This is a genomic window from Amycolatopsis sp. Hca4 (assembly GCF_013364075.1).
Classification (GTDB): Bacteria; Actinomycetota; Actinomycetes; order Mycobacteriales; family Pseudonocardiaceae; genus Amycolatopsis.
This window is the reverse complement of record NZ_CP054925.1, coordinates 10,947,366-10,972,864: the sequence shown is the minus strand read 5'-3', so window position 1 is coordinate 10,972,864 and position 25,499 is coordinate 10,947,366. Positions and strand designations below refer to the sequence as shown.

8 protein-coding genes and 1 pseudogene are annotated in these 25,499 nt (G+C 74.0%); all 9 read right to left on the bottom strand.

Annotated features, from left to right (window positions below; all coding sequences use genetic code 11):
- Positions 1 to 43 precede the first annotated feature (43 nt).
- The 9 genes and pseudogenes from HUT10_RS49755 to HUT10_RS49715 all read right to left on the bottom strand — a co-directional run bounded on the left by HUT10_RS49755 (position 44) and on the right by HUT10_RS49715 (position 25,152).
- Positions 44 to 1,304 (bottom strand): annotated as a pseudogene (locus HUT10_RS49755) (ATP-grasp domain-containing protein).
- Complete coding sequence (locus HUT10_RS49750) at positions 1,301 to 2,485, bottom strand: ATP-grasp domain-containing protein (RefSeq protein WP_176177595.1); 1,185 nt, start codon at positions 2,483 to 2,485, stop codon at positions 1,301 to 1,303. The pseudogene HUT10_RS49755 and the gene HUT10_RS49750 overlap by 4 nt, the downstream one beginning before the upstream one ends.
- Positions 2,486 to 2,543: 58 nt before the next feature.
- A complete protein-coding gene (locus HUT10_RS49745) occupies positions 2,544 to 7,943 on the bottom strand; it encodes a non-ribosomal peptide synthetase (RefSeq protein ID WP_176177594.1) in 5,400 nt (1,799 codons plus the stop codon).
- Complete coding sequence (locus HUT10_RS49740) at positions 7,940 to 10,930, bottom strand: non-ribosomal peptide synthetase (RefSeq protein WP_176177593.1); 2,991 nt, start codon at positions 10,928 to 10,930, stop codon at positions 7,940 to 7,942. The genes HUT10_RS49745 and HUT10_RS49740 overlap by 4 nt, the downstream gene beginning before the upstream one ends.
- A gap of 10 nt (positions 10,931 to 10,940) precedes the next feature.
- Entirely contained in the window at positions 10,941 to 16,226 is a 5,286-nt protein-coding gene (locus HUT10_RS49735) for a type I polyketide synthase (protein WP_176177592.1), read from the bottom strand.
- Entirely contained in the window at positions 16,223 to 19,666 is a 3,444-nt protein-coding gene (locus tag HUT10_RS49730; protein WP_176177591.1) for a non-ribosomal peptide synthetase, read from the bottom strand. The genes HUT10_RS49735 and HUT10_RS49730 overlap by 4 nt, the downstream gene beginning before the upstream one ends.
- Before the next feature lie 57 nt (positions 19,667 to 19,723).
- On the bottom strand, positions 19,724 to 23,161 hold the full coding sequence (locus tag HUT10_RS49725; protein WP_176177590.1) for an AMP-binding protein: 3,438 nt from the start codon (positions 23,159 to 23,161) through the stop codon (positions 19,724 to 19,726).
- Between the two features lie 382 nt (positions 23,162 to 23,543).
- Complete coding sequence (locus HUT10_RS49720) at positions 23,544 to 23,792, bottom strand: hypothetical protein (protein ID WP_254897411.1); 249 nt, start codon at positions 23,790 to 23,792, stop codon at positions 23,544 to 23,546.
- A gap of 94 nt (positions 23,793 to 23,886) precedes the next feature.
- Positions 23,887 to 25,152, bottom strand: coding sequence for a CdaR family transcriptional regulator (locus tag HUT10_RS49715; RefSeq protein WP_176177589.1), 1,266 nt, complete (start codon positions 25,150 to 25,152; stop codon positions 23,887 to 23,889).
- Positions 25,153 to 25,499 lie beyond the last annotated feature (347 nt).

Sequence of the window (25,499 nt, the reverse complement as noted above, 5' to 3'; positions counted from 1 at the left end):
CTTCGTGTGCTCGTTTGCCTTTGCAGCTCCGCGAGTACGGCGGTCATGCTTCCTCCAGTTCGAAGTGGATCAGCTTGGTGCCTCGGCGTGCAGCGCGGCCAGGTCGTCCAGGTCGGCGAAGCCGGCGACGAGGACGTTCACCGCGTAGATCTCCTGGTCGTCGGTGAGCACCTGGCCGGGGGAAACGATGGTGACGACGTCGAGGACCTCGGGCAGGTCGGCGACCTCGCCGGTGCCCTCGACGCGCACCAGCCGCCCGGAGCCCTCGGCGTAGACGATCAGGTACCCGACCGGCACCGGCAGCCCGGTGCCCCGCGCGGGCGGCGGGGTGCGAGGGCGAGCGAAACCGTCTCGGCGGTGACGTCGATCCCGGTGGCGAGCTTCAGCAGCGCGGGCTGCGCTCCCCCGGCGGGCCGGCCGGCGTTGACCTCGACGACCACCGGCCCCAGCGCGGCGTCCTCGATCACCTCGACGTGCGCGACCGTGTCGTCCAGGCCGAGGGCGAGCACCGCGTCGGCCGCGGCCGAGCGGATCGCCGCCGCGCGCTCCGCGGACAGCCCGAGCGGCGGGCAGACCATGCCGAGCTCGAACTTCCGCTCGTCGATCAGCGGCTTGCCGACCACGGTGACGGTCTCCGCGGCCCCGGCGCGGACCAGGACATCCACCGCGTACTCCGGTCCGTCGAGCAGGCTCTCGACGAGGAACACGCGCAGCGGGTCGAGGCCGCCGGGCAGCACCCGGTGGTAGCGCGCGTCCGCATTCTCCGGCAGCCGGGTGGCCAGCACCTCGTGGGCCGCCGCCAGTTCCTCCACTGTGGACACCGTGCGGACCAGGGTGCTGGCGGCGCCGTTGACCGGCTTGACGATCGCCGGCAGCCCGACCCGCTCCGCGATCGCGGCCGCGTCGGCCGGGTCGGCGAACAACGCGGCCCGGGGCCCCGGCAGGCCCGCTTCGGTGAGCTTCTCCCGGACGGCGAACTTGTTGTGCGCCAACGTCAACACCGACGCCGGGCAGCGCGCGACGCCGAGCAGCTCGGCCACCTGGGCAGTGCTCGCGAGGATCCCCTCCGCCCCGGTCAGCACCGCGGCGGGCTGCCGGCTCCGGAGCGCCTCGGTGACGGCCGGAACGTCCCGGATGTCCTCGACGACGACGAACCCGTCCACGAGCGGGTTCAACGCGGCCCGCTCGGTGTTCTCCAGTGGCTCGGTGACGAGTTCGGCCCGCCACCCGGACGCCCGGACGGCGGCCGCGAAGTCCCCGATCCACTGCCCGTGCGTCTCCCGCACGATGAACGCGGTCTTCACGCGACCTCCAGGCGGATCAGCTTGCTCGCTTCGGCGTGCAGGGCGGCGAGGTCCTCGTGGTCGGCGAACCCGGCGACGACGAGGTTCACCGCGTAGGTCTCCTGCTCGTCGCTGAGCACCTGACCGGGTGAAACGGTGGTGACGACGTCGATCACCTCCGGCAGCGCGGCGACCTCGTCGAGGCCGCCGATCCCGGTCAGGGTGCCGGAGCCGGCCGCGTAGAGGATCAGCATCGCGAGGGGAATCGGCAGTTTCGCCGGTTCCCGCGGGGGCGGCGGCGCACCGAGGGCCAGGGCGGTCAGCTCGGCGAACACGTCGATGCCGGTGCGCAGCTTGCCCAGCAGCGGCATGATCGAGCCCGCCGGGCGCCCCGCGTTGACCTCGACGATGGTCGGGCCGCGCCGCACGTCGTCGATCACCTCGACGTGCGCGACCGTGTTGTCCAGCCCGAGCGCCAGTACCGCCTCCGCGGCCGCGGCGGTGATCAGCGCGATGCGCTCCCCGGTGAGCCCGGCCGGTGGGCAGGACAGCGCCAGTTCGAACTTGCGCTCGTCGATCAGCGGCTTGTCGAGGACCTCGACCGGTTCGACGACGCCGTCGCGGATCAGCACGTCCACCGCGTACTCGGGCCCGTCGAGGAACCCTTCGACGAGGAACGTCGTGGCCGGGTCGAGTGTCCCCAACCGGCGGTGGTAGCGCGGGTCCGCGGACTCGGGCAGCCGCGCGGCCAGCAGTTCGTACGCGGCGGCCAGTTCTTCCACAGTGGACACCGTGCGCACCAGGTTGCTGCCGGCCCCGTTGACCGGCTTGACGATCGCCGGCAGCCCGACCCGCGCCGCCACCTCCGCGGCCTCCGCCGCCGAGGAGATCAACGCGGCCGGAGTCCCGCCCAGCACCTCGCGGACCGCGAACTTGTTCGCGCACCGGGCGAACACCGAAGCCGGGCACCGCGCGACGCCGAGCAGCTCGGCGACCCGGGCGGTGCTCGTGATGGCGCCGTCCGAGCCGGTCAGCACGGCGGCGGGTGTCCCGAACCGGGACCGGATTTCCGAGGCGACGGCGACAGCGTCGTAAACGTCGTCGACCGCGACCACTTCGTCCACCAGCGCGGCCAGTGACGCGCGCTCGGTCTCGTCCACCGGCGGGGCGAGCAGCACCGCACGGTGGCCGGCCGCGTGCACCGCCGCGGCGACCTCGCCGACCCAGTGCCCACGGCCTCCCTGATCAGCACCACGACACTCACGCGGCCTCCTTCCCGGCGAGCTTGCGCTCCCGTTCCTGCGCGCCGACGAGGTCGTCCGGCAGCGAATCGGGGACTTCGGTGTCGAACCGGCGCAGCAGCCGGATGCTGAACCCGCCGGCGTTGATCAGCAGCAGGATCAGCGCGTAGACGACGTAGGCGAGCCCGACACCGCGGCCTTCGCCGGTGCCGAGGACCGTGCCGACCGACCCGGACAGCGCCCCGCCGGGGGCGAGCAGCGGCGAGAACCAGCCGACGGCCAGCGGCGCCAGCACCGCGAACCCGATCGGCAGGGTGGACCAGGTGATCGTCTGGTTGATCGCGAAGACCCGGCCGTGGTAGCGCTGCGGCACCTTGACCTGCACCAGCGTCGCGTAGATGCCCTGGGACACCGCCATCGCCGCGGCCAGCAGGAACACCCCGGCCGCGACGACGACCAGCGACGGCCGCAGGCCCATCACCAGGCTGCCGAGCGCGATGCCGACGTTGCCGGACAGGACGCCGACCATCCGCCGCTTGCGCGGGCCGCCCCACAGCGCCATCCCGATGCCGCCGGCCACCGCGCCGACGGCTTCGGCCAGCGCCACCTGGGCGACGTCGGTGACCGTGCCGAACGACAGCACCAGCGGGGAGACGAGCACCAGCGCGGGCGCCAGGAACACGTTGGCCAGCGCGAAGTACAGCAGCATGGTGCGGAAGCCGCGGTGGTTCCACGAGTACTTCAGCCCGCCCGCGATCGCGGTCAGCAGCGGCTCGCGCGGGCGCCAGCCGAGCAGGTCGGGGAACCGGACGAACAGCAGGCTGACGACGGCGAAGACGTAGCTCGCCATGTCGAGGACCAGGATCCCGGACAGCTCGATCGCCGCGAGCAGCCCGGCCGCGATCACCGGCATGAGCAGCTGCGCGAAGCCGTTGGACAGCTGGGCCAGGCCCATCGCGTGCCCGAGGTACTGCTTGGGCACCAGCTGCGCCACCGACGACTGGTAGGCGATCCGCTGGATCGACCCGGCGACCGACCCGAGCGGGATCAGCACGTACAGGAACCACAGCTGCAGGTTCCCCGCGGTCAGCAGCAACGCCAGCGCCAGCTGGATGACGCCGGCGATCGCGCTGGCCGCGATCATGATCCGGCGCCGGTCGCCGCGGTCGACCAGCGCGCCCGCCACCGGGAGCACCAGCACCCCGCAGAGCAGGGCCAGTGCCCAGAGCAGGCCGAGGTCGGTGACCGAGCCGGTCTTCGTGTAGAGCCAGATCGGCACCGCGAACGACGTCAGCGCGGAGCCGGTCGAGGAGACCAGCTGGCCGACGGTGACCGTGACGAACCGGGCCATGCTCGGTTTCACCGCGGGCTTTTCGTCCACCTGGGAGCGGTGGGTGTCGTGGACCGCCCAGCCGGCGTCCTCGCCGCGGGCCGAGACGTGCAGGTCGCCGGGCTCGTCGAGGGCCGGGTACACCCGGGTGAGGATCTCCGCGAGTTCCTCCGCGCGGTAGCGGAGGAAGAAGTGCCCGGCCTGGTCCAGCACGACCAGGGCGGTCCGGTCGGTGAGGAACTCCCACTCCCGGTAGCGCTCGGCGTAGTAGTCGGTGACCGGGTCCTCCGAGCCGACGACCGAGACGATCGGCGCGCGCAGCTTGGCCACGCGGGCGTCGAGCAGGCCGCTGAAGTACTCCTCGGCGGCGCGGCTGTCGGCCCGCATGTTGCTGATGATCCGGTCGGCCTGTGCCGGGTCGAGGTCGTCGGTGTCGACGCCCATGCCCTTGAGCCAGTTCGCGTAGTACCGGTTGCTGCGCAGCTTTTCCAGCCGCGTGCGCAGGGTGCCGACCGCGCCCTTGATCCGCGCGAACGGGAAGATCGCGCCGATGTGGACGACCTCCAGTTCCCGGCCGCGCTCTTCGAGACGCCGGGCGACGCCGACGGCGAGGGCGTTGCCGACCCCGCAGTGGCCGTAGATCGCCAAGGGCCCGTCGATGCGCTCGAGGACCTCGTCGGCCAGCCGCTCGACCAGCTCGTCGAAGGGCACGGCTTCCTCGGAGAGCCCGACGTCGTGGCCGGGGATCGCCACCGAGAACAGCGAGTACCCGCCCGGGAGGGCGTCGGCGAGGGGCTGGTAGACGATCGCGCTGCCGCCGCCGTAGGGGAAGCAGACGTAGGTGAGCGTCGGCTTCGCGACCGGCTTGGTCAGCTCGTACAGCAGGTGCCCGGAGTCGTCGCGGTCGCCGTCGAGGAACACCGCCAGCTCGCGGATCGTGCGGTGCTGGAACAGGTCCATCACGCCCGCCTGGTGCCCGGCCTTGGCGATCCGCGCGACGACCTGGGTGGCGAGCATCGAGTGCCCACCGAGGTCGAAGAAGTCGTCGTCGACGCCGAGTTCGTCCACCTTGAGCACGTCCCGCCAGATCTCGGCGAGCAGCACTTCCAGGGGAGTCGAGGCTTCGACCAGGGCCGTGCGCGCGTCGCGGGCCGCGACCGGCGCGGGCAGCGCCTTGCGGTCGAGCTTGCCGTTCGGTGTCAGCGGCAGGGCACCGAGGGTGACGAACGACGGCGGGACCATGTAGTCCGGCAGCGTCTCCTTCAACGCGGTCCGCAGCGCACCCGTGTCCGCCTCTCCGACGACGTAGCCGACCAGGCGCTTGTCCCCCGGCGTGTCCTCGCGGACGAGCACGACCGCGTCGGCCACCCCGGGCTGCTCCCGCAGCCGGGCCTCGATCTCGCCGAGCTCGATGCGCAGGCCGCGCAGCTTGACCTGGTGGTCGAGCCGGCCGAGGAAGGCGATCGTGCCGTCGGCACGCCAGGAGGCGAGGTCGCCGGTGCGGTACATCCGGCCGCCGTGGAACGGATCCAGGACGAACCGTTCGGCCGTCAGTTCCGGCCGGTTGTGGTAGCCCAGCGCCAGGCCCACACCCGCGATGTGGAGTTCGCCGGGCACGCCCACCGGGCACGGGTTGCCGCGCCGGTCGAGGATGTAGATGCGCAGGTTGCGGATCGGTGCCCCGATCGGCACGGACGCGACCTCGGCGAGCGCTTCGGCCGTGCAGTGCCAGGCGGTGACGTCGATCGCGGCTTCGGTCGGCCCGTAGAGGTTGTGCAGCTCACAGTGCGGCAGCCGCCGGACGAACTCGCGCGCGGTGTCCAGGGGCAGTTCCTCGCCGCTGCAGACGACCCGCCGCAGCGCTGTCACCTGCTCGACGCCCGGCTCCGCGAGGAAGAGGCCCAACATCGACGGCACGAAGTGCGCGGTGGTGATGCCTTCGGTGTCCAGGAGTTCCCGCAGGTAGGCGGCGTCCTTGTGGCCGCCGGGTTCGGCCAGTACCAGCCGGGCGCCGGTGATCAGCGGCCAGAAGAACTCCCACACCGAGACGTCGAAGCTCGCCGGGGTCTTCTGCAGCACCGCGTCCGAGCCGTCGAGGCCGTATTCGCGCTGCATCCAGTCGAGGCGGTTGACGATGCCGCGGTGGCCGTTCGGCACGCCCTTCGGCCGCCCGGTCGACCCGGACGTGTAGATGACGTACGCGGGATCCTCCGCGCCCGCCGAGGGTTCCAGGGGCGTGGCCGGCCCGGTCAGGTCGTCGAGGACCACGACCGTGGCGTCACTCGGTGGCAGGGTTTCGCGCAGGGCAGCCTGGGTCAGCACCACCGGCGCGGCCGCGTCTTCGAGCATGAACGCGAGCCGGTCGGCCGGGTACTCCGGGTCGAGCGGCACGTACGCGCCGCCGGACTTGAGCACCCCGAGCAGCGCGACGACGAGTTCGAACGACCGCTGGGCGAAGACGCCGACCAGGGTGCCCGGTCCGACGCCGAGTTCGCGCAGGCGGTGGGCGAGCCGGTTGGCCCGCTCGTCCAGCTCCCGGTAGGACAGCGACGCCCCGCGGAAGGTCAGCGCGGGTGCCTCCGGCGTCCGCGCCACCTGGGCTTCGACCAGCGAGTGCAGCGTGCCCGGCGGGATCTCGCCCGCGGTGTCGTTCCAGCGGTCCAGTACCAGGTCCCGCTGGTCGCCGAGGAGGTCCAGTTCGGACACCGGCCGGGTGGGGTCGGCGACGATCGACCGCAGCAGCGTCACCAGCCGCCCGGCCATGCCCGCGACGGTGTCCGCGCCGAACAACGCGGTGTTGTGCACGAACTTGCCGATCAGCCCGGAGGAGACCTCGATCGCGTGGAACTCGAAGTCGAACCGGGTCGAGGGCAGGTCCATGGGCAGCCACCGGAAGTCCACTTCGGACGTTCCGGCGGTGCTCAGCCGGCCCATTTCGTAGTTCTGCAGCACGAACATCGCCTGGAACACCGGCGAGCGGCTGACGTCACGCGGCACGCCGAGGGCGTTGACCAGCCGCTCGAACGGGACGTCGGCGTGCTCGAACGCGTCGAGCACGTGCCGGCGGGTCCGGGCCAGCAGCTCGGCGAAGGTCGGGTCGCCGGCCAGCTGGGCCCGCAACGGCAGCATGTTGATGAACATGCCGACCACGCCTTCGAGCTCCGGCAGGCCGCGCCCGGCCGAGGACGACCCGACGGCGAAGTCGTCCTGCCCGGAGTACCGGGCCAGCAGGACCTGGTAGGCGGCCAGCAGGGTCATGAACAACGTGACGCCGTGCTCGCGGCTCAGCGCACCGAGGGCGCGGGCCAGGTCCTGCTCGACGAAGAACTCGTGGATGGCGCCGTCGAAGGTCTGGGTCGCCGGCCGCGGGTGGTCGGTGGGCAGCTCCAGGGGTTCGACGCCGTCGAGCGCGGCCCGCCAGTGGTCGAGCTGCCGGTCGAGTTCGGCGCCGGTCAGCGTCCGGCGCTGCCAGTGCGCGAAGTCGCCGTACCCGATGGGCAACGCGGGCAGGGCGGCCGCCGTGCCGTGGTAGTGCGCGGCGAGGTCGCGCAGCAGCAGGTCGACCGACCAGCCGTCGCCGACGATGTGGTGCGTGCACACCGCGAGGAGGTGCTCCTCGTCGGTGACGCGGGCCAGGGTGGCCCGCAGCAGCGGCCCGCCGGCCAGGTCGAACGGCTCGGCCGCGGCGGCGTCGACCGCCGCGCGAGCCGCGTCTTCACTGCCCGCGTCCACCATGGACAAGGGCACCGTGACGACCGGTTCGAGGTGGACGGACGGCTGCCCGTCCTCCCCGGCCGGGAACCGCATCCGCAGCGCCTCGTGCCGCGCCGGGAGGGCGTCGAGCGCCGCCTGGAGCACGGCGGTGTCGAGGCGGCCGGTGAGCCGGATCGGCACCGGGATCGCGTACGCCGTGGTCCCGGGCGCGAACTGCTCCATGAACCAGACGCGTTCCTGCTGGTAGGACAGCGGGACGGGGTCGCCGTCCGGCCGCCGGGTGATGGTCGCGGCCGGCTCGGCGCGCCGCCGCAGCCGCTGTTCCAGCAACGCGCGCCGCGCGGCCGCCCGGCCGGTTTCGTCGATCGTCGTCACGCCGGCCCGCCTTCGGCCAGCTGGGCCCGGACCTCTTCGTCGCTGAGCTGCTCGAGGTCGGCTTCCAGGCGGCGCTCGACCTCCGCGGCCAGCTCGGCCACCGTGGTGAACGAAAACAGCCCGCGCACCGGCAGGTCGACGCCGACCTGCTTGCGGATCCGGACCATCGCGCGGATGGCGAGCAGCGAGTTGCCGCCGTGGGCGAAGAAGTCGTCGTGCACGCCGAGCTTCTCCACGCCCAGCAGCTCGCCGAGGACCTCGGCGACCAGCTCTTCGGCCGCGGTGCCCGGCGCCACGTATTCGGCCGGGCCGCCGTCGAGCTGCGGATCCGGCAGGGCGGCCCGGTCGAGCTTGCCGCTGGCCGCGACCGGCAGCGCGTCGAGGGTGACGAACACCGTGGGCACCAGGTACTCCGGCAGGGTGGCCCGCAGGGCGTCGGCCGCGCCGTCGGCGGTGCCGACGACGTACCCGACGAGCGTCCCTTCGCGGACCGCGACCGCCGCGTCCCGGATGTCCGGCAGCTCCTTCAGGGCGGCTTCCACCTCGCCCGGCTCGATCCGGAAGCCGCGCAGCTTGACCTGGTCGTCGGTCCGGCCGAGGTATTCGAGGGTGCCGTCGCGGCGCCAGCGGGCCAGGTCGCCGGTCGCGTACATCCGCCCGAAGGGACCGTCGGGGAACCGCTGCGCGGTCAGCTCGGGCAGGCCGAGGTAGCCGTGGGCGAGCTGGGCGCCGGCGAGGTGGAGCTGGCCGGCGACGCCGGGCGGGACCGGCCGCAGCCGGTCGTCGAGGACGTAGGCGCGGGTGCCGGGGATCGGGCGGCCGATCGGCACCGGCCCGTCGACCGGCCCGTCGAGCCGGTGGGCGATGCAGCCGACCGTCGCCTCGGTCGGGCCGTATTCGTTGGTCACGGCGATTCCGGTGAAGGGCCGGACGGCTTCGCCCAGCAGGGCCTCGCCACCCACGACCAGATCGCCGGTCGGGTACGACTCCTCCGGCAGCACGGCGAGGTGCGTCGGTGTCGCCTTGACGAAGTCGGGCCGTCCGGAGTCCACGATGGACCCGCCGGCGGTGAGCGGGCCGAGCAGCGTCGTCACGGTCAGGTCGAAGGACGCCGACGTGTGCAGCAGCGCGCGTCCCGCCAGGCTCGGGTACGCCTGGCGGGCCCAGCCCAGGTAGGTGGCGAGCGCGCGGTGCCCGACCTGGACGCCCTTCGGCCGCCCGGTGGAGCCGGACGTGTAGATGACGTAGGCGAGGTCGTCCGGGCCCGGTGGCGCGGGGTTCTCTTCGGGGGCATCCGCCCAGACGGCCGGGTCGTCGAGGGCGAGGGTCTCCCCGTCGAGGGTCACGTCCCCGGCGGTGAGCACGACCCGCGCCCCGGCGTCGGCCAGGATCAGCGCTTGCCGCTGGGGCGGGTTCGCCGGGTCGAGCGGGACGTAGGCGGTCCCGCTCTTGAGCGCGCCGAGGATGCCGACGACCAGCTCGGCGGAGTTCGGCGCGCAGATCCCGGCCACGCCGCCACCGCTGAGGCGGTGCGCGACGCGGTTGGCCCGCGCGTTCAGCTCGGCGTAGGTCAGCCGGACGCCGCCGAGGTCGACGGCGACCGCGTCCGGCGTCGCCCGCACCCGGTCTTCGAAGCAGGCGAGCACCAGCGGAGCGTCCTCGACGGACGAACCACTCCACTCCTCCAGGACCTGGCCGCGTTCGGCCTCCGACAGCAGCGGCAGGTCCGCCACCGCGGCGGCCGGGTCCGCGACCGCGGCCGTCAGCACCCGGAGGAACCGGTCCACCATGGACTCCGCGGTGGCCCGGTCGAACAGGTCGGTGCGGTAGAGCAGCCGGCCACCGGTCGCGGTGAGGTCGATGGCGACGTCGTCTTTGGCGGTCGCGTAGCGCACCGGCTCGATGCCCGAGTCGGGGATGAAGTTGAAGCCGAGCTGGTAGACCGCCTGCACGCGGCCGTCACGCTCCGGGCGGACCTCGTCGGCGACCAGCTGGAACGGCACCCGGCCGTGCTCGATGGCGTCCAGCACGGCCGTGCGGACCCCGCCCACCAGCTCGGCGAACGGCCGGTCGCCGTCGCAGGCCACGCGGATGGCCAACTGGTTGACGAACATCCCGATCAGCGGCGCCAGCTCCGGCAGGTCCCGGCCCGCGACCGGCACGCCCACCACGATGTCGCCGGAGCCGGACAGCCGCGACAGCAGCGCGGTGTAGGCGGCCAGCAGCACCATGAACGGCGACGCCGACAGCTCGCGGCCCACCTCGCCGACGCGGTCGAGGAGACCGTCCGGCAGCGCGAAATCGACCTGGTCGCCGCCGAACCCGAACTCCGCGGGCCGCGGCCGGTCGGTGGGCAGGCTGTGCACGGGCGGCAGCCCGGCCAGCCGCTCGCGCCAGTAGTCCAGCTGCGGGCGGACGGCCGGCAGCCGGCCGCGCTGCCACGCCGAGTAGTCGGGGTACTGGATGGCCAGCTCGGGCAGCTTCGGCAGCCGCCCCTCCGCGGCCGCGTTGCAGGCTTCGTCGAGTTCGGCGGCCAGGACGACCGCCGAACCGGCGTCGAACACCGTGTGGTGCACGACGAAGGTCAGCAGCCAGTCCGCGTCGCCGAGCCGGCACAGCTGCGCCCGCCACGGCGGCGCCGTGTCGAGGGGAATCGGGCGACGGGCGATCGCCTCCGAAAGCCCGACCGCACGGGCTTCCCGGTCGGGGAACTCCCGCAGGTCGTGCACCTCGAAGTCGATCGGGACGTCCCGGTGCACCACCTGGAGGAGGTCCGAGCCGTCCATCCGGAACGCCGTCCGCAGGGCTTCGTGGCGCCCGACGACCACGCCGAGCGCGGCCCGCCACTGCGCTTCGGTGAGCGGCAGGTCCTGCCGCACCTGGCAGGGGAGGTTGTACACCGGGGACGCCGGGTCGAGCTGGTTGGACAGCCAGATCCGCTCCTGCCCGAACGACGCCGGGAACGTCCATTCCTTCGTTTCGGTCATGTCTCCTGCTTCAGCGCTCGAGCTTGGGGATGGTGGTCGCGGCGGGCGCGGGTTCGGCGGCGGGGGCGGAGGCGCCGCCGCGCAGTTCCTCGATCCGCTCGGCCAGCGCGGCCACCGTGGAGGATTCGAACAGCGTCTTCATGGCCAGCCGGGCGCCGGTGGTCTTGCGGACCTGGGCGATCAGCTGGATGGCGACCAGGGAGTTGCCGCCGAGGGCGAAGAAGTCGTCGTGGACGCCGACGCGCTCGACGCCGAGCACTTCGGCCCACTGCCGGGCGATCTCCGCTTCGAGGTCGGTGCGCGGGGCGAGGTAGTCGTCCTGCGCTTGCGGGGAAGCCGGTTCAGTGGTTTCTTCGGTCTCCTCGAGCGCTTCGGCGGTGACCCGGCGGGCGAACAGGTCGGCCACCGGGCGGGTGCTGATCACCACCTGCCCGCCGAGGCCGGGCGTCAGGGCCCGCAGGAACGCCTCGGCGCCGTCGACCGGCCGGATGCCCGTGGACTCCACAGTGGACTCCCGCGCGGCGCTCAGCCCGCTGCCGACCGCGTTCTCGTCGACCTGCCGCAGCACGAAGTCCTCGATCTCGACCAGCACGCGGCCGTCGTCCGCGCACAGCGTCAGGTCGGCGGCGATCACCTGGTCGCCGCCGGAGTCCCGGTAGCGCAGGTGGCTGTGGAAGCGCGCCGGGAGCGGGGCGTGCACGACCACCCGCCCATAGCTCATCGGCAGGTAGGTGCCGCTCCCCCGGCCGCGGCCGAACGCGGTCGCCACGTCGAGCAGCGCCGGGTGCAGGCCCCAGCCCTTGTCCCCCACCGCGGCGTCCGGTGCGACCAGCGAAGCCAGTTCCTCGTGCGCGCCGACGTGGTGGGTGCGCAGCGCGGCCCACCGCGGGCCGAAGGTGACCATGCTGGTCCGGCCGGTGCCGAAGGCGTTGCCGTCGTCGAGCACGCTCGTCCGGCTCTTGATCGCCGCCAGGTCCACAGTGGACGCTTCCGGAGCCGGGACCCAGCCCGCGGAGCCGCGGACGTGCACCTTGGTCACGCCGGCTGCGCGGCTGGTCACCGTGAATCCGTCGCCGTCGAAGGCGACCCGGTACTCGGCGACCGTGCCTTCCGGCACCGAGAAGGGCTCCAGGAAGGCGACGTCCTGCAGTGCGACGACGTGGCCGTCGCCCGGACGCGGCAGGGCCGCCTCGACCGCGGCCCGCACGGTCTCCAGGTGCCCGGTGCCCGGGACGACCGGCACGCCGGCGATGCGGTGCTCGTCGAGCAGCCAGTGCCCGGCCGCCGAGACCAGGCCGTGGCAGCCTTCGCCGGTGCGGGTGGTGAGCACCGGGTGCGCGACCGGGCCGTCCGCCTTGGTGCGGGTGGACCGGATGGTCGTCGGCGCGGCCACCTCGGCGGCCATGCCGACCTCGTCCCAGCCACCCCAGTCGTGCGCGACGACCCGGGCCCGCCAGCCGTGGTCGCCGCGGGCGTAGGCGTCGAGGAAGTTGTTGGCCGCGCAGTAGTCGACCTGCCCGAAGTCGCCGGAGACCGCGGTGACCGACGAGCACAGCGCGACGAAGTCCATCGGCAGGCCGGCGAACACCTCGGCCAGCGCCAGTGTGCCGCCGATCTTCGGGCCGAGCACCGCTTCCGCGACCGCCCGCTCCTTGACCTCGGCGACGCCACCGCCGGGGAGCCCGGCCGCGTGCACGATCCCGTCGAGGCCGCCGAACTCGCGTTCGGCCAGTTCGCGGACCTCCCGCAGCCGGGCCGGATCGGTGACGTCGGCGGCGACCACGTGCACCACCGCGCCGGCCGCTTCCATCCGCCGGATCGCGCGGATCGCGCGGGCCGTCCGGTCGTCGCCGTCGTGGGCCGCCCAGTCCTCGCGGGGCGGGAGGCCGGACCGGGTCAGCAGGATCAGCTTCGCGCGGACGCGCAGCGCGAAGTCCTCGGCCAGCGTGATGCCGATGCCGCCGGTCCCGCCGGTGATCAGGTACCGGCCGCCGTCGCGCAGCACCGGCGACGTCGCCTCGGGCACCGCGAGCTGCGTGTGTTCCTGGACCCAGCGGCGGCCGCGGCGCAGAGCGACCTCGGGGGTGTCCGCCGGCCCGAAGAGCTCGGCGACGACCTCGGCGGACACGCTCTCGACGTCGATCCGGCGCACGACGGTGCCCGGGACCTCCAGGGGCACGACCCGCGCGATGCCCGCGAGGGTGGCGTGCTCGGGCCGGGTCAGCTCGGTGCCGGTGACGTCGGCGGTCCCGGTGCTCAGCAGGTCGATCCGCACCGGTTCGCCCCAGGCCTGGACCAGGTTGAGGACGCTGAAGAACCCGCGGTCCTGTGCGGCCATCCCGGTCTCGGTCCCGGTGAGCGCCCAGGCGTGCACCACCCGCTCCGGGCGGTCGCCGAGCGCGGCGACGAGGGCGTCGTAGTCCTCGCGGACACCGGGCCGCACGGTGAAGCCACCTTCGACGGCCGCGAACCCCGCACCCGGGCGGACTTCGGTGACCATGACCCCGGCGTTCCGCAGCAGCCGGGGCAGGACTTCGTCGTCGACGAACGCGAGGCACGACGTGAACGGCTCACGCCGCAGCTCCGGCCCGGCCTGCCGCCAGGACGGCACCGCGAACCACTCGTCGAGCGGCAGCGGCCCGCTCGGCCGGGCCGTCGCGGCGACCGTTCCCGCCGGGTCGGGGTCGACCCAGTAGCGCTTGCGCGCGTAGGGGTAGCCCGGCAGCGGCACGCGGTAGCCGGGACTCGTGGGCTCGACGGGAACTCCGTGTGTCCACAGCAGACCGGCGGCGGCGTGGAGCGTTTCGACGTCGCCTTCGCGGTCGGTGCGGCCGGGCAGGCTCGGCCGGGGTGCCGGCAGGCCCTTCGGCACCTGGCCGCGGGCGAGCCCGGCGAGCTGGTGGCCCGGGCCGCATTCGACGAGCGCCCAGCGGTCGCCGCCCGCGAACAGCGTCCGGACGCAGTCGCCGAACCGGACCGCCTGGCGCAGGTGCGCGGCCCAGTACGCCGGGTCGGTGGCCTGCAGGCCGGTGATCCAGCCGCCGGTCAGGTTCGACAGGAACGGCAGCGACGGCACCGACCTCGGCACCGCGGCGACGGCCTCGGTGAACTCCGCCAGGATCGGCTCCATCATCGGCGAGTGGAAGGCGTGCGAGGTCACCAGCTCGCGGCACTGCACGTCAGTCGAGCGCAGCAACGCGGCGAAGTCCGCGACCGCGCCGGACGGCCCGGCGACGACGCAGGTGCCGGGGCCGTTGACGCCCGCGATCGCCAGGCCTTCGGGCAGCCGCTTCGCCACGGCGTCTTCGTCGAGCTGGACGGCGAGCATCGCGCCGGCGGGCATCGACTGCATCAGCTCGCCCCGCCGGACGACCAGCCGCAGCGCGTCGGCCGGGGTGAACACCCCGGCGAGGGTCGCGGCGACGTACTCGCCGACGGAGTGGCCGATCATCGCCCCCGGCCGCACGCCCCAGCTGCGCCACAGCATCGCCAGCGCGTACTCGACGACGAACAGGGCCGGCTGGGTGTAGCGGGTCTCCCGCAGCTTCGCGTCCCCGCCGCGGTCGAAGATCAGCTCCTTCAGGCCCGGGAGGCCGGCCAGTTCGCAGCACTCGTCGACGGCCGCGGCGAACACGGGTTCGCTGCGGTACAGCTCGGCGCCCATCCCGGCGTACTGCGAGCCCTGGCCGGAGAACAGGAACGCGACCTTGAGCTCGGCCGCCTGCGCGGTCTGCAGCCGCCGCGGGTCGCGCAGGCCGTCGACCGCGTCTTCGGGGTCGCGGGCCACGACGACCGCGCGGTGCGGGTACTCGGTGCGCCCGGCGGCCAGGGTGTGGGCGACGTCGGCGAGGTCGAGGTCGACGTCCCCGGCCAGCCGGTCGGCGAGCCGCTCGACCGCGGCGGCGAGGGTTTCCGGCGTCTTCGCCGAGACGCGCAGCAGGTGCGCCGGGTGCGGGCGGCGCTGCCGCCGCGGCGCCGGGGCCTCCTCGAGCACCAGGTGGGCGTTGGTGCCGCCGACGCCGAAGGAGCTGACGCCCGCCCGGCGCGGGGTGTCGGCCGCCTCCCACTTGGTCACCGTCCGCGCCGGGTAGAACGGGCTGCGCGGGAAGTCGATGCCCGGGTTGGGTTCTTCGTAGTTGATGGTCGGCGGGATCAGCCCGTGCTCCATGGCGAGGACGGTCTTGATCAGCGCGACCACCCCGGCCGCCTGGGACAGGTGGCCGATGTTGGACTTCACCGAGCCGATGGCGCACCAGCCGGTGTCCGCGACACCGTGTCCGTACACAGTGGACAGGGAGGTGATCTCGATCGGGTCGCCGAGCGCGGTCCCGGTGCCGTGCGCCTCGACGTACCCGATGGTGCGCGGGTTCACCCCGGCCATGCCGACCGCCTGCGCGATGGCCTCGGTCTGCCCCGCGACGCTCGGCGCGGAGAAGCCGACCTTCGTGGCGCCGTCGTTGTTGATCGCGTTGCCGAGCACGACCGCCCGGATGTGGTCGCCGTCCTCCAGGGCCTGGGAAAGCCGCTTGACCAGGACGACGCCGACGCCGCTGCTCCACACCGTGCCGTTGGCGCCGGCGTCGAAAGCGCGCACGTGCCCGTCCGGCGAGGTGAAGCCTTCGACGCCCATGTACCCGATGCCGTGCGGCATCTCCAGGTTCACGCCGCCGGCCAGCGCCATGTCGCATTCGCCGTTGCGCAGCGCCTCGCAGGCCAGGTGCACTGCGACCAGCGACGTCGAGCACGCCGTGTGGACGGCCAGGCTCGGGCCGCGCAGGTTCAGCTTGTAGGACACCGAAGTCGTCAGGTAGCTCGGCTGGTTGCCGGTCGACATCCCGATGCCGCCGTGCTGCGAGGCCATCACGCGCTCGTTGCGCAGCAGGTTCTCGATCAGGTAGCCGGTCCGGCCGGTGCCGCCGTAGACGCCGATCGCCCCGCGGTAGCGGGCCGGGTCGTAGCCGCCGTCGGTCAGCGCCGAGTGGCAGGCTTCGAGGAACACGCGGTGCTGCGGGTCGGTGATCTCGGCTTCGCGGCTGGTCATGCCGAACAGGTCGGCATCGAACTCGTCGAAGCCGTCGACCACCGTGGTGGCGTTGACCCAGCTGGGATCGTCCAAAGTGGCCGGGTCCGCGCCGCGGGCGAGCAGTTCTTCGCGGGTGGCGGGCCTGATGGACTCGACGCCGTCGACGAGGTTGCGCCAGAACTGGCGCAGGTCGCCGGCGCCGGGGACGCGGGCCGCCATCCCGACGATCGCGATCGGCTCGGTGCCGGGGTCGGGTTCGAGGTCGTGGGTCACAGCGGTCGCTCCTGTTCCTGGCCGGTCGTGCCGGCACTGCGGCGGGGTCTTCTGGACGGGGTGCGCCCCCGGCGGGCGGCGACCCGCTCGGCGGCGCGGGCGAGCTCCGGGCTGGGTGCGGCCCCCGCGTGCAGGTGGGTGGCGAGGGCGCGGACGGTGGGGTGGGTGAACAGGTCCACCATCGGGATGCGGCGGCCGAGCCGGGCGGTGACCTCGGCGTGGACGCGGGCCAGGGCGAGCGAATGCCCGCCGAGGTCGAAGAAGTTGTCGGTCACGCCGACGGCTTCGCGTCCGAGCACCTCCCGCCAGACCGCCGCGACGACCGCCTCGGTGGCGGCCACCGCGGCCGGATCGGCGGCCGGGGTCGGATCCGCGCGGGCCGGAGCACGGGCGGCGGCGCCCGGCGCGGCGGTCCGGACCTGCGCCCGCGGGAGCTCCGGCGCGCAGGCCGCGGCCGGCCGGTCCGGCTCGGCGACGAGCGCGGCGAGCAGCGCCGTGAAGTCCTCGGCCAGCGCGGCCATCCGGCCCGCGTCGAACAGGTCCGGGTTGTAGAGCAGTTCGATCCCGCGCTCGAGGACGTAGACGGTCAGGTCGAACGGCGAGCCCGGCTTCCCGACCGGCAGCCACGCCCCGCGCACCCCGGGCAGGTCCAGCCGGGGCTCGGTGAAGTTCAGGACGTTGACCATCACCTGCACGAGCGGGGCCCGCGACGGGTCACGCGGCACGCCGAGGGCGTCCACGAGCCGGTCGATCGGCGCCGCCGGGTGCGCGGTGGCGGCCAGGAGCTCCTCGCCGCTGCGGCGCACGAGCGCGGTGAAGCCGCCGGCCCCGGCCCGCAGCCGCACCGGGACGATGTCGACGAAGAACCCGGCGACGTCCTGGGTCTCGGCCAGCTGCCGGTCGGCGACGACGGTGGCGACCAGGTGGTCGTCCCCGCCGGTCAGCCGGTGCAGGAGCTGCCCGAACGCGGCCAGCACCACCCCGGCGCGGGTGGTCCCGGTGCTCGTCGCCAGCGCGCCGACGGCCTCGGCGAGGCCGCTCGGGAACGCCTGGTGGTGGCTCGCCCCGCGGTAGGTCTGCACGGCCGGGCGCGGCCGGTCCCGCGGCAGGTCCACAGTGGACGGCGCACCGGCCAGGTGCCCGGTCCACCAGGCCAGGTCGACGGCCTCGCGACGGCGGTCGCGGTCGGCGCGCCAGACCGCGTAGTCCGCATAGGACACCGGCAGGGGCGGCAGCGCCTCGCCCCGGTAGGCCGCGGCCAGGTCGGCGCAGAGCAGCTCCTGCGACCAGCCGTCGAACACCGCGTGGTGCAAGGTGAGGCCGAGGACGTGCTCGCCGGGCCCCAGCGCGTAGAGCCGCACGCGCCACGGCGGTTCGCGGTCGAGGCGCACCGGGGTCGCCGCGTCGGCGGCCAGCCGGCCGGCCACCGCTTCGGCGGCCACCGGGACGACCGGCAGGGGCACGTCGTCCGGCGGCAGGCACTCGGCCCGCGGGACACCGTCGACCGGCCGGATCCGCCAGCGCAGCACGTCGTGCCGCTCGGCCACCGCGCGCAGTGCGGCCTTCAGCGCCGCGGCGTCGAGGGGTCCGGTCAGCCGGAACGCCATCGCGATGTTGTACGGCGCCGCGTCCGGGGCGAGCTGGTCGAGGAACCACAGCCGCCGCTGCGGCGGGGACAACGCCGGTGCGTGCCCGGTCGTCAGGCCGGCCCCGGTGAGCGGGGCGGCCTCGGCGACCCGCCGCGCGAGCCCGTCCAGGGTCCGTCCGGCGAGGACGTCTTCGACGGACACATCGGCGGCGAGCTCCGCCCGCAGCGCCGCGACCAGCCGCATCGCGGAGATCGAATCGCCGCCGGCGAGCAGGAAGTCGGGCCCGGCGGCCGGGCCGAGCACCCTGCGCCACACCGCTTCCACCGGTGACGCGGGTGCTTCGGCCGCCACGGGCCCGCTTTCGGCGAGGGCACGCAGGGCCGGCCGGTCGATCTTGCCGGTGACCGCGCTGACCGGCAGCTCGGCCAGGCGCCGGATCGCGGCCGGGCGCATCGCCTCGGTCAGCCGGTCCCCGGCGTACCCGTGGATGTCCTCGTCCGGCGGCGCCGACAGCGGGGTGAGGAACGCGACCAGCCGCGTGCCGCCGGGCCCCGGCACGGCTTCGACCGCGACCGCGTCGACATCCGGGTGCGCGCCGAGGGCGGCCTCGACCTCGCCGAGCTCGATGCGCTGCCCGCGGACCTTGACCTGGCGGTCGGCGCGGCCGGCGAACTCCAGCCTGCCGTCGGGCCGCAGCCGGGCCAGGTCGCCGGTGCGGTAGCGCCGCTCCCCCGGGGCGAACGGGTCTTCGACGAACTTCCGCGCGGTCAGCTCCGGGCGGTTGAGGTAGCCCGCGGCCACGCCGGGCCCGCCGATGACCAGTTCACCCACCTCGCCCGGCGGGACGGGCCGCAGCTCGGCGTCGACGACGTGCGCGCGGTGGCCCGGCGTCGGCGTCCCCAGCGGCAGCGGGTCGGCCGGGATACCGGTGACCTCGTCGGTGAGCACGACGACGGTCGTCTCGGTCGGGCCGTAGACGTTGAAGAACCGGCGCCCGGGCAGCCAGCGGGCGGCCAGGTCCGCGGGAACCGGCTCGCCACCGCAGGCGACGGTCCGCCAGCCGGGCACGTCGTCGGGGTCCAGCAGCGCCAGCAGCGTCGGGGTGATGAACCCCCAGTTGACGTCGTGCTCGACGACGAACCGGCGCAGCCGTTCCGGGTCGGCGCGGTCGGCCGAGCTCGCCAGCTGGACCGAGCCGCCGGTCATCAGCGGCACGAAGACGTCCATCGTGAACGCGTCGAACCCGGGCGAGGCGATGCCGAGCGTGCGGGTGCCCGGGCCGACGCCCAGCCGCCCGGCGAACCCGGTCGCGAACGCGACGATGTTGCGGTGGGTGGTGAGCACGCCCTTCGGCCGCCCGGTCGACCCGGACGTGTAGAGCACGTGCGCGGTGGCGTCCGGCGTGGCCGGGCAGACGCCGGGCGCGGCGGGCGGCGGGACGTCGAGGCCCAGCGCGGGCCCGAATTCCGCGACCGCGGCGTCGCCGACGACCAGCGAGACCCCGGCGTCGGCGACGATCCCGGCCAGCCGCGCCCGCGGGCCGCCCGGTTCGAGCGGGACGTAACAGCCGCCGGAGAACAGGACGCCGAGGACGGTGGTCACCAGGGCGGGCGTCCGGTGGGCGCACACCCCGACCCGGGATTCCGGGCCCACCCCGCGCTCGCGCAGAGCCGCCGCCACGCCCCAGGCCGCGGCGGCGAGGTCAGCGTAGGTGAGCCGGGTGGCGCCCTGCCGCACGGCGAGCGCGTCCGGCGTCCGCTCCGCCTGCGCCAGGACCAGCGCGGCGACCGTGGTGTCCACACGGGACAGTGCGGGGACGTCGATGCCCGTGCCGGGCAACGTGTCGGTCAACGTGAACTCCCCAGTTCGGCACGGCCGCGGTGGCGGCCGTGTGGTCGTGCGTGCGGCTCACGGGTGGTGTCCCCGAGCCGGCGGGTCGATCCAGAACCTGCTGCGCTGGAACGGGTAGCCGGGCAGCGGCACCCGGCCCGGGCGGGCGCCGTCGTGGCGGGCGGCCCAGTCGACGCTCGCGCCGCCCACCCAGCGGGCGGCCAGCTCCCGGGCCGCGCCGGGCGGCCCGGCCAGGTCGGTGTCCTCCGCCAGCAGCGCGCCGAGGGCTTCGACGGCCTCCGCTGCCGTGGCGGCGACCACGGCGGCGCGGACCGCGAGCTCCCGGCGGCCGACGGCGAGGGTGTAGGCGACGTCGGCCAGGTCGGGCGGGTCGTCGGCGAGCCGGTCCCGCAGCGTCGAAAGCGCCTCGCGCAGCGCGGTCCGGTCCTGCGCGGACACCGGCAGGACGTGCGGGCCGGCCGCGCTCACCCGCGGGCCGGGCGCGGGCGCTTCTTCGACGAGCACGTGGACGTTGGTCCCGCCCATCCCGAAGGCGCTCACCCCGGCCACCCGCCGCGGCACGTCGGGCCAGTCGGCCGCCTTGACCGGCACGTACCAGGGCCCGCCGGCGAGGTCGACCTCCGGGTGCGGCGCGGTGAAGTGCAGGTTCGGCGGGATCACGCCGTGGCGCACCGAAAGCACGGCCTTGATCAGCCCGGCCACGCCGGCGGCCGCGTCGAGGTGGCCGATGTTCGTCTTGACCGAGCCGAGCGCGCAGGTCCCGGGCGCGACGTCCCGGTACACCCGGTTGAGCGCGGCCACCTCGATGGCGTCGCCCAGCGGGGTGCCGCTGCCGTGTGCCTCGACCAGCCGCACCTCGGCCGGCTCGACCTCGGCCACGGCCAGCGCCTCGGCGACCGCGGCGGCCTGGCCCGCCGGGCTCGGCACGGCGTAGCCTGCCCGGTCGCCGCCGTCGTTGGTCATCGCCCAGCCGGGCAGCACGGCGTGGATGTGGTCGCGGTCGGCGAGGGCGTCGGACAGCCGCCGCAGCACCACGACCCCGGCGCCCGAACCGAAGCCGGCGCCGTCGGCCGCCACGTCGAACGACCGGCAGCGGCCGTCCGCCGAAGCCATCCCCCCGGCGCGGTAACGCGGCCACGTGATGCTGACGCCGCCGGCGATCGCCAGGTCGCAGCGGTATTCGGCGAGGCTCTGTGCGGCCAGCCCGACCGCGGCGAGCGAGCTGGAGCAGGCGCTCTGGACGGCCACCGCGGGCCCGGTCAGGCCGAGCCGGTAGGCGAGCTGGCCGGGCAGGTGGTCGGTGAGCTGGCGGCCGGTCAGCCTGCCTTCCCAGTCGTCGGGGTCGAGGTCGCCGGTGACGGCCGGGTTCCCGAACAGGTGGAACAGGAAGTACCGGTTCACGCCCGCGGAGGTGAACACGCCGACCGGGCCGGCTTCCCGTGCCGGGTCGCGGCCGGCGTCTTCGAGGGCGTGCCACGCGGTCTCCAGGAAGAGCCGGTGCTGGGGGTCGGTCAGCGCCGCTTCCTCGGCGGTGAACCCGAAGAACCCGGCGTCGAAGTCCTCCACGTGCGCGAGCCGGCCCCCGGCCCGCACGTGCGCGGGGTCGGCCCGCAGGCCGGGGCCGATGCCGAGCGCGGCCAGCTCGTCGTCGGTGTAGTCGTGGATCGCGTCGGCGCCGGCGCAGAGGTTCCACCAGAACGCCTGCGTGTCCGGCGCCCCGGGGAACCGGCAGGCGAGCCCGACGACGGCGATCAGGTCGCCGCCGGGCTCGTCCGCGTCCGGTGCTTCCCCCACCGGCTCGGCGTCCGCAGTGGACTGGTCGAGGTAGGCGGCCTGCGCCGCGACCGTCGGGTGCTCCAGCAGGCTCAGCAGCGGGACGTCGGTCCCGAACTCGGCGGCCAGCCGCTGCTGGACCCGGCCCAGCAGCAGGGAGTGGCCGCCGACGTCGAAGAACGCGTCCGTGGTGCCGATCCGGTCGTGGCCGAGCACCGCGCACCAGATCGCGTGCACCCGGCGCTGCGCCGGGGTCGTCGGCCCGCTGGGTTCCGGCCCGGCGGCCGGCCGGGGGTCCGGAAGCGCTTCCTCGTCGAGCTTGCCGCTGACGGTGAGCGGGAAGGCCGCGACCGCGATGACCGCCGCCGGCACGGCGTGCCCGGGCAGCACCTCGGCCAGCGCGGCCCGCAGCGCCGTCCCGTCCGGCCGGGTGCCCGGCGCCGGGGTGACGTAGGCGAGCAGTTCGCCGTCGCGGACGACGGCACGCGCCTCGGCCACCCCGGGCTGTTCGCCGAGCCGGGCCTCGATCTCGGTGAGCTCGACGCGGAACCCGCGCACCTTGACCTGCCGGTCCAGCCGGCCGAGGCAGACGAGGTTCCCGTCGGGCAGCACCCGGCCGAGGTCGCCGGTGCGGTAGCTGCGCACGCCGTCGGCGGTGGTGCCGAACGCCGGGCTCGCCTGGCCGAAGTAGCCCTCGACCAGGTATTCGCCGCTGACTTCGAGCTCGCCGCCGTCGAGCACGGTGAGCGTGTAGCCGGGCAGCGCGGTCCCGATGGGCAGCGGCCCGGTGGCGTCGTCGCCGGCGTCCGCAGCGGTCAGCCGGTACTGCGCGGCGAAGGTCACCTCGGTGGCGCCGTAGCCGTTGACGAACACGCACCCCGGCGCGAACCGGCCGCGGCGGACGTCGGCGTAGGTGGCCTGCTCGCCGCCGAGCAGGACGGTCCGCACCGACGGCAGGTCCCCTTCGAGGGCGTCGAGCAGGTAGCGGTAGACCGTGGGCGTCGAGTGATAGACGGTCACCGCGTGCCGCGCGAGTTCCCGGGCCGCGTGGGCCACGCCGTGGGCGCGGACGTCGACCGGCACCACGGCGGCGCCGGTCAGCAGCGCCGGGTAGAGGTCCGGGATGGCCGCGTCGAAGCCGAAGGAGGCCAGCAGGCTGACCCGGTCGGCGGCGGTGATCCCGAGCGTGGCGATCTGGTTGTCCACGACGTGCAGCAGGTTGCGGTGGGTCTGCGCGACCGCCTTCGGCGTCCCGGTGGAGCCGGAGGTGAACAGCACGTAGGCCGGCGCGTCCGGGTCCGGTCCGGGCACCGGCAGCGGCGCGGTGTCGTCCGATGGCGACTGGACAACGCGAGCGGATCCGTTGTGGCACAGGGCTTCCGCGAGCTCGAGGTGTTCGGGATCGGCCAGCACGGCCGACACCCGGGCGGCGGCGACCTGGTGGGCCAGCCGGTCCCGCGGGAAGGTCGGGTCCAGCGGCACGTAGGCGCAACCCGCGGCGAGGGTGCCGAGGATCGCCGAGATGGCGGCGGTGCCGTGCCCGGTGACCAGGCCGACGAACTCCCCCGGCCGCACCCCGGCGTCGAGCAGCCGCGCGGCCCGCCCGCCGGCCCGCTCGGCCAGCTCGCCGTAGCTCACCGGCCGATCACCGAGGACGGCCACCCGCGAGGGCGAACGCCGGGCGATTTCCGCGAAACGTTCGAGTGTTCCGGCTTCCGTCATCGCCGGCGGTCGGCCCCCGACGGCGAATGGGCGCGCGGAAACCAAGGCGGTGACGTGGACTTCATCTCACTCCCCAGTGCGATTGACGAAGAATCACGCAAGGTTAAGGGGCACGAGACCGTACTTGGGTACGTAATCCGCAGAGTTCAGCCGAATGACCTATCGAACCTGGACCAGTCGCCGCAGTTTCCCACGCCATCCACAGTGGAATCGGCCGTGTTCGCCACTGTGGACAGTCGATTGACTACGTGCGGTGATCGCGCGAGAAATGGTCGAGTTGTCCGGTCGGATATTCACCGACAAACAATTCACCGTGAACGCCGCAGCGGCAAAGCCGGTGGCGTTTTCACGAGATCGATTCAGCGAAGGACGTGCGGAGCCGTCAGCCCGCGTTCGCCAGCCGGCCCGGCTCCGGCGAGGCGCTCCGCACGAGGCACGCGTGGCACGGCATCCCCCGCAGCCCGTCCAGCACCTCGGCGTCCCCGGGGAAGATCGACTCGCCGCACAAGGCCGTCAGGTGCTCCGGGACCGGACCGGCCGGGACCGGGATCAGGTGGCAGACGCGTCTGCTCTCGCCGACGACGCCTCGGCGTAGCCGCACCAGTGCGAGCATCCCACCGTTCTCACCCATGCGAGCACGGTAGGTGAAGATCGGCTCCCGGGCTTCGTGCCCGCGGCCCAACGATCTTGGGACCCGGTGGTCCCGGACACCAAAGACGCCCAGCTCACGGCGGGGAGAGCAGCGCCGAGCCCAGGCGGCGGCACAGGGCCAGGGCCAGCTCGACGTCCAGGCGCTCGTCGCCGAGGCCGCGGGGCAGCAGCTCCTCGGCCTTGCGGACGCGGTACTGGACCGAGTTCTTGTGCATCGTCAGCTCCGCGGCCGCCGCCGTGTAGCTGGCGCCCGTGGTCAGGAACACCCGCAGCGTCTCGCGCAGGCGGGCGCAGTTCTCGTCGTCGGCCGCCAGCGGGCCCAGGGTGCTCGCGACCCACAGGCGGGCCGCGTTCAGGTCGCTGGTCATCAGCGCCACCGTGCCGACCTCGCGGAAGGTCAGCACCCGGTCGCAGTGCTCCCCCGCCGCCAGCGCCAGCGCGTGCACGCGGCGGGCCTGCTGGTGGGTGTCGCGGAAGCCAGCGACGCCGGTGCCGGGGTCACCGACGGTCACCCGGACGCCCGTTTCGGCCTCGGCGAGCGCCGCGTCGAGGTGGTCGCGGCCGACCGTCGCACCCGGGGCGAGCGGGAGCCACACCCAGGCGCTGGCCTCGTCGCGCGGGACGAACAGCGGGCGGCCCTGCCCGCGGACGCGCTCGAACACCGCGCCCGCGACCGACTCCAGCAGCGACAGCGCGTCGTCGACGAAGGCCGCCGACGCGTGCCAGACGATCATCCCCACGTGCGTGCCGCGCAGCCGGTAGCCGATCACCGCCTCGGCCGCGTCGACGTCGATCAGGCCGCCGTTGCCGTCGAGCAGGTCGGCCACCTTCGCCGCCCGCGCGGCACTGCGGTTGAGCAGCCAGCGGTCGCGTTCGTCCTGGTAGACGCCGACGAGCTGGCGGACGACCCGGGTGATGAACTCGTAGGCGACCCGCAGCAGCCGTCGCATCATGGCCCCGAGCAGGGCCGCGTCGTCGACCGCACGGATGCACTCCTGGAACCCGAAGTCCAGCATCGCGGCCTGCCCGAGGTCGTAGGCGCGGATCAGGTCGAACACCGGGGTGCCGCGCTGGGCGAGCCGGCGCGCGTACTCGATGGCCGCGGCCGGCGGCTCGACGCCCGCCGGGTCGATGCCGTGCCGGAAGATCTGCAGCGCGGTCTCGATGTTCTGGTACACACTCGCCGACAGCAGGCTCACCATGCGCTCGTCGTCGTTGACCAGCTGCGGCAGATCGGTGGCGTACAGCTGGACCAGCTCGCCGGTGAGTTCGGCCGCGCGGCCCTCGAGGGTGGCGGCGATCTGCCGGATGCGCTCCGAGACGACTTCTTCGTCCACCATGGAGCCACCTTAGGGGGTGGCACCTCAAACCGGTGGAGCAACTCGGCGATCATGTCGAACGTCGCATCCGGAGCCCGCGGGGCGAGCGGCTCCCCCCGGCCGTCACACATCATCCGGACGCGTCGAATACGACATTCGGATCCCCCCATTTTGTTAAGTCGCGCGTTAAGCAGCGACATCGAAAGACTCGAAAATAATCCCGAAACACCGCGGTAACATCGACCCCGATTACACAGAGGTCTGGACCACTGAAGGAAGATCACCCGTACGGCGGATTCTCGTTGCGCCACAACGCTGCCGTGCGCATCGCCGCCGGCCGATCATGGGTTTCGAAACTGCTTTACACG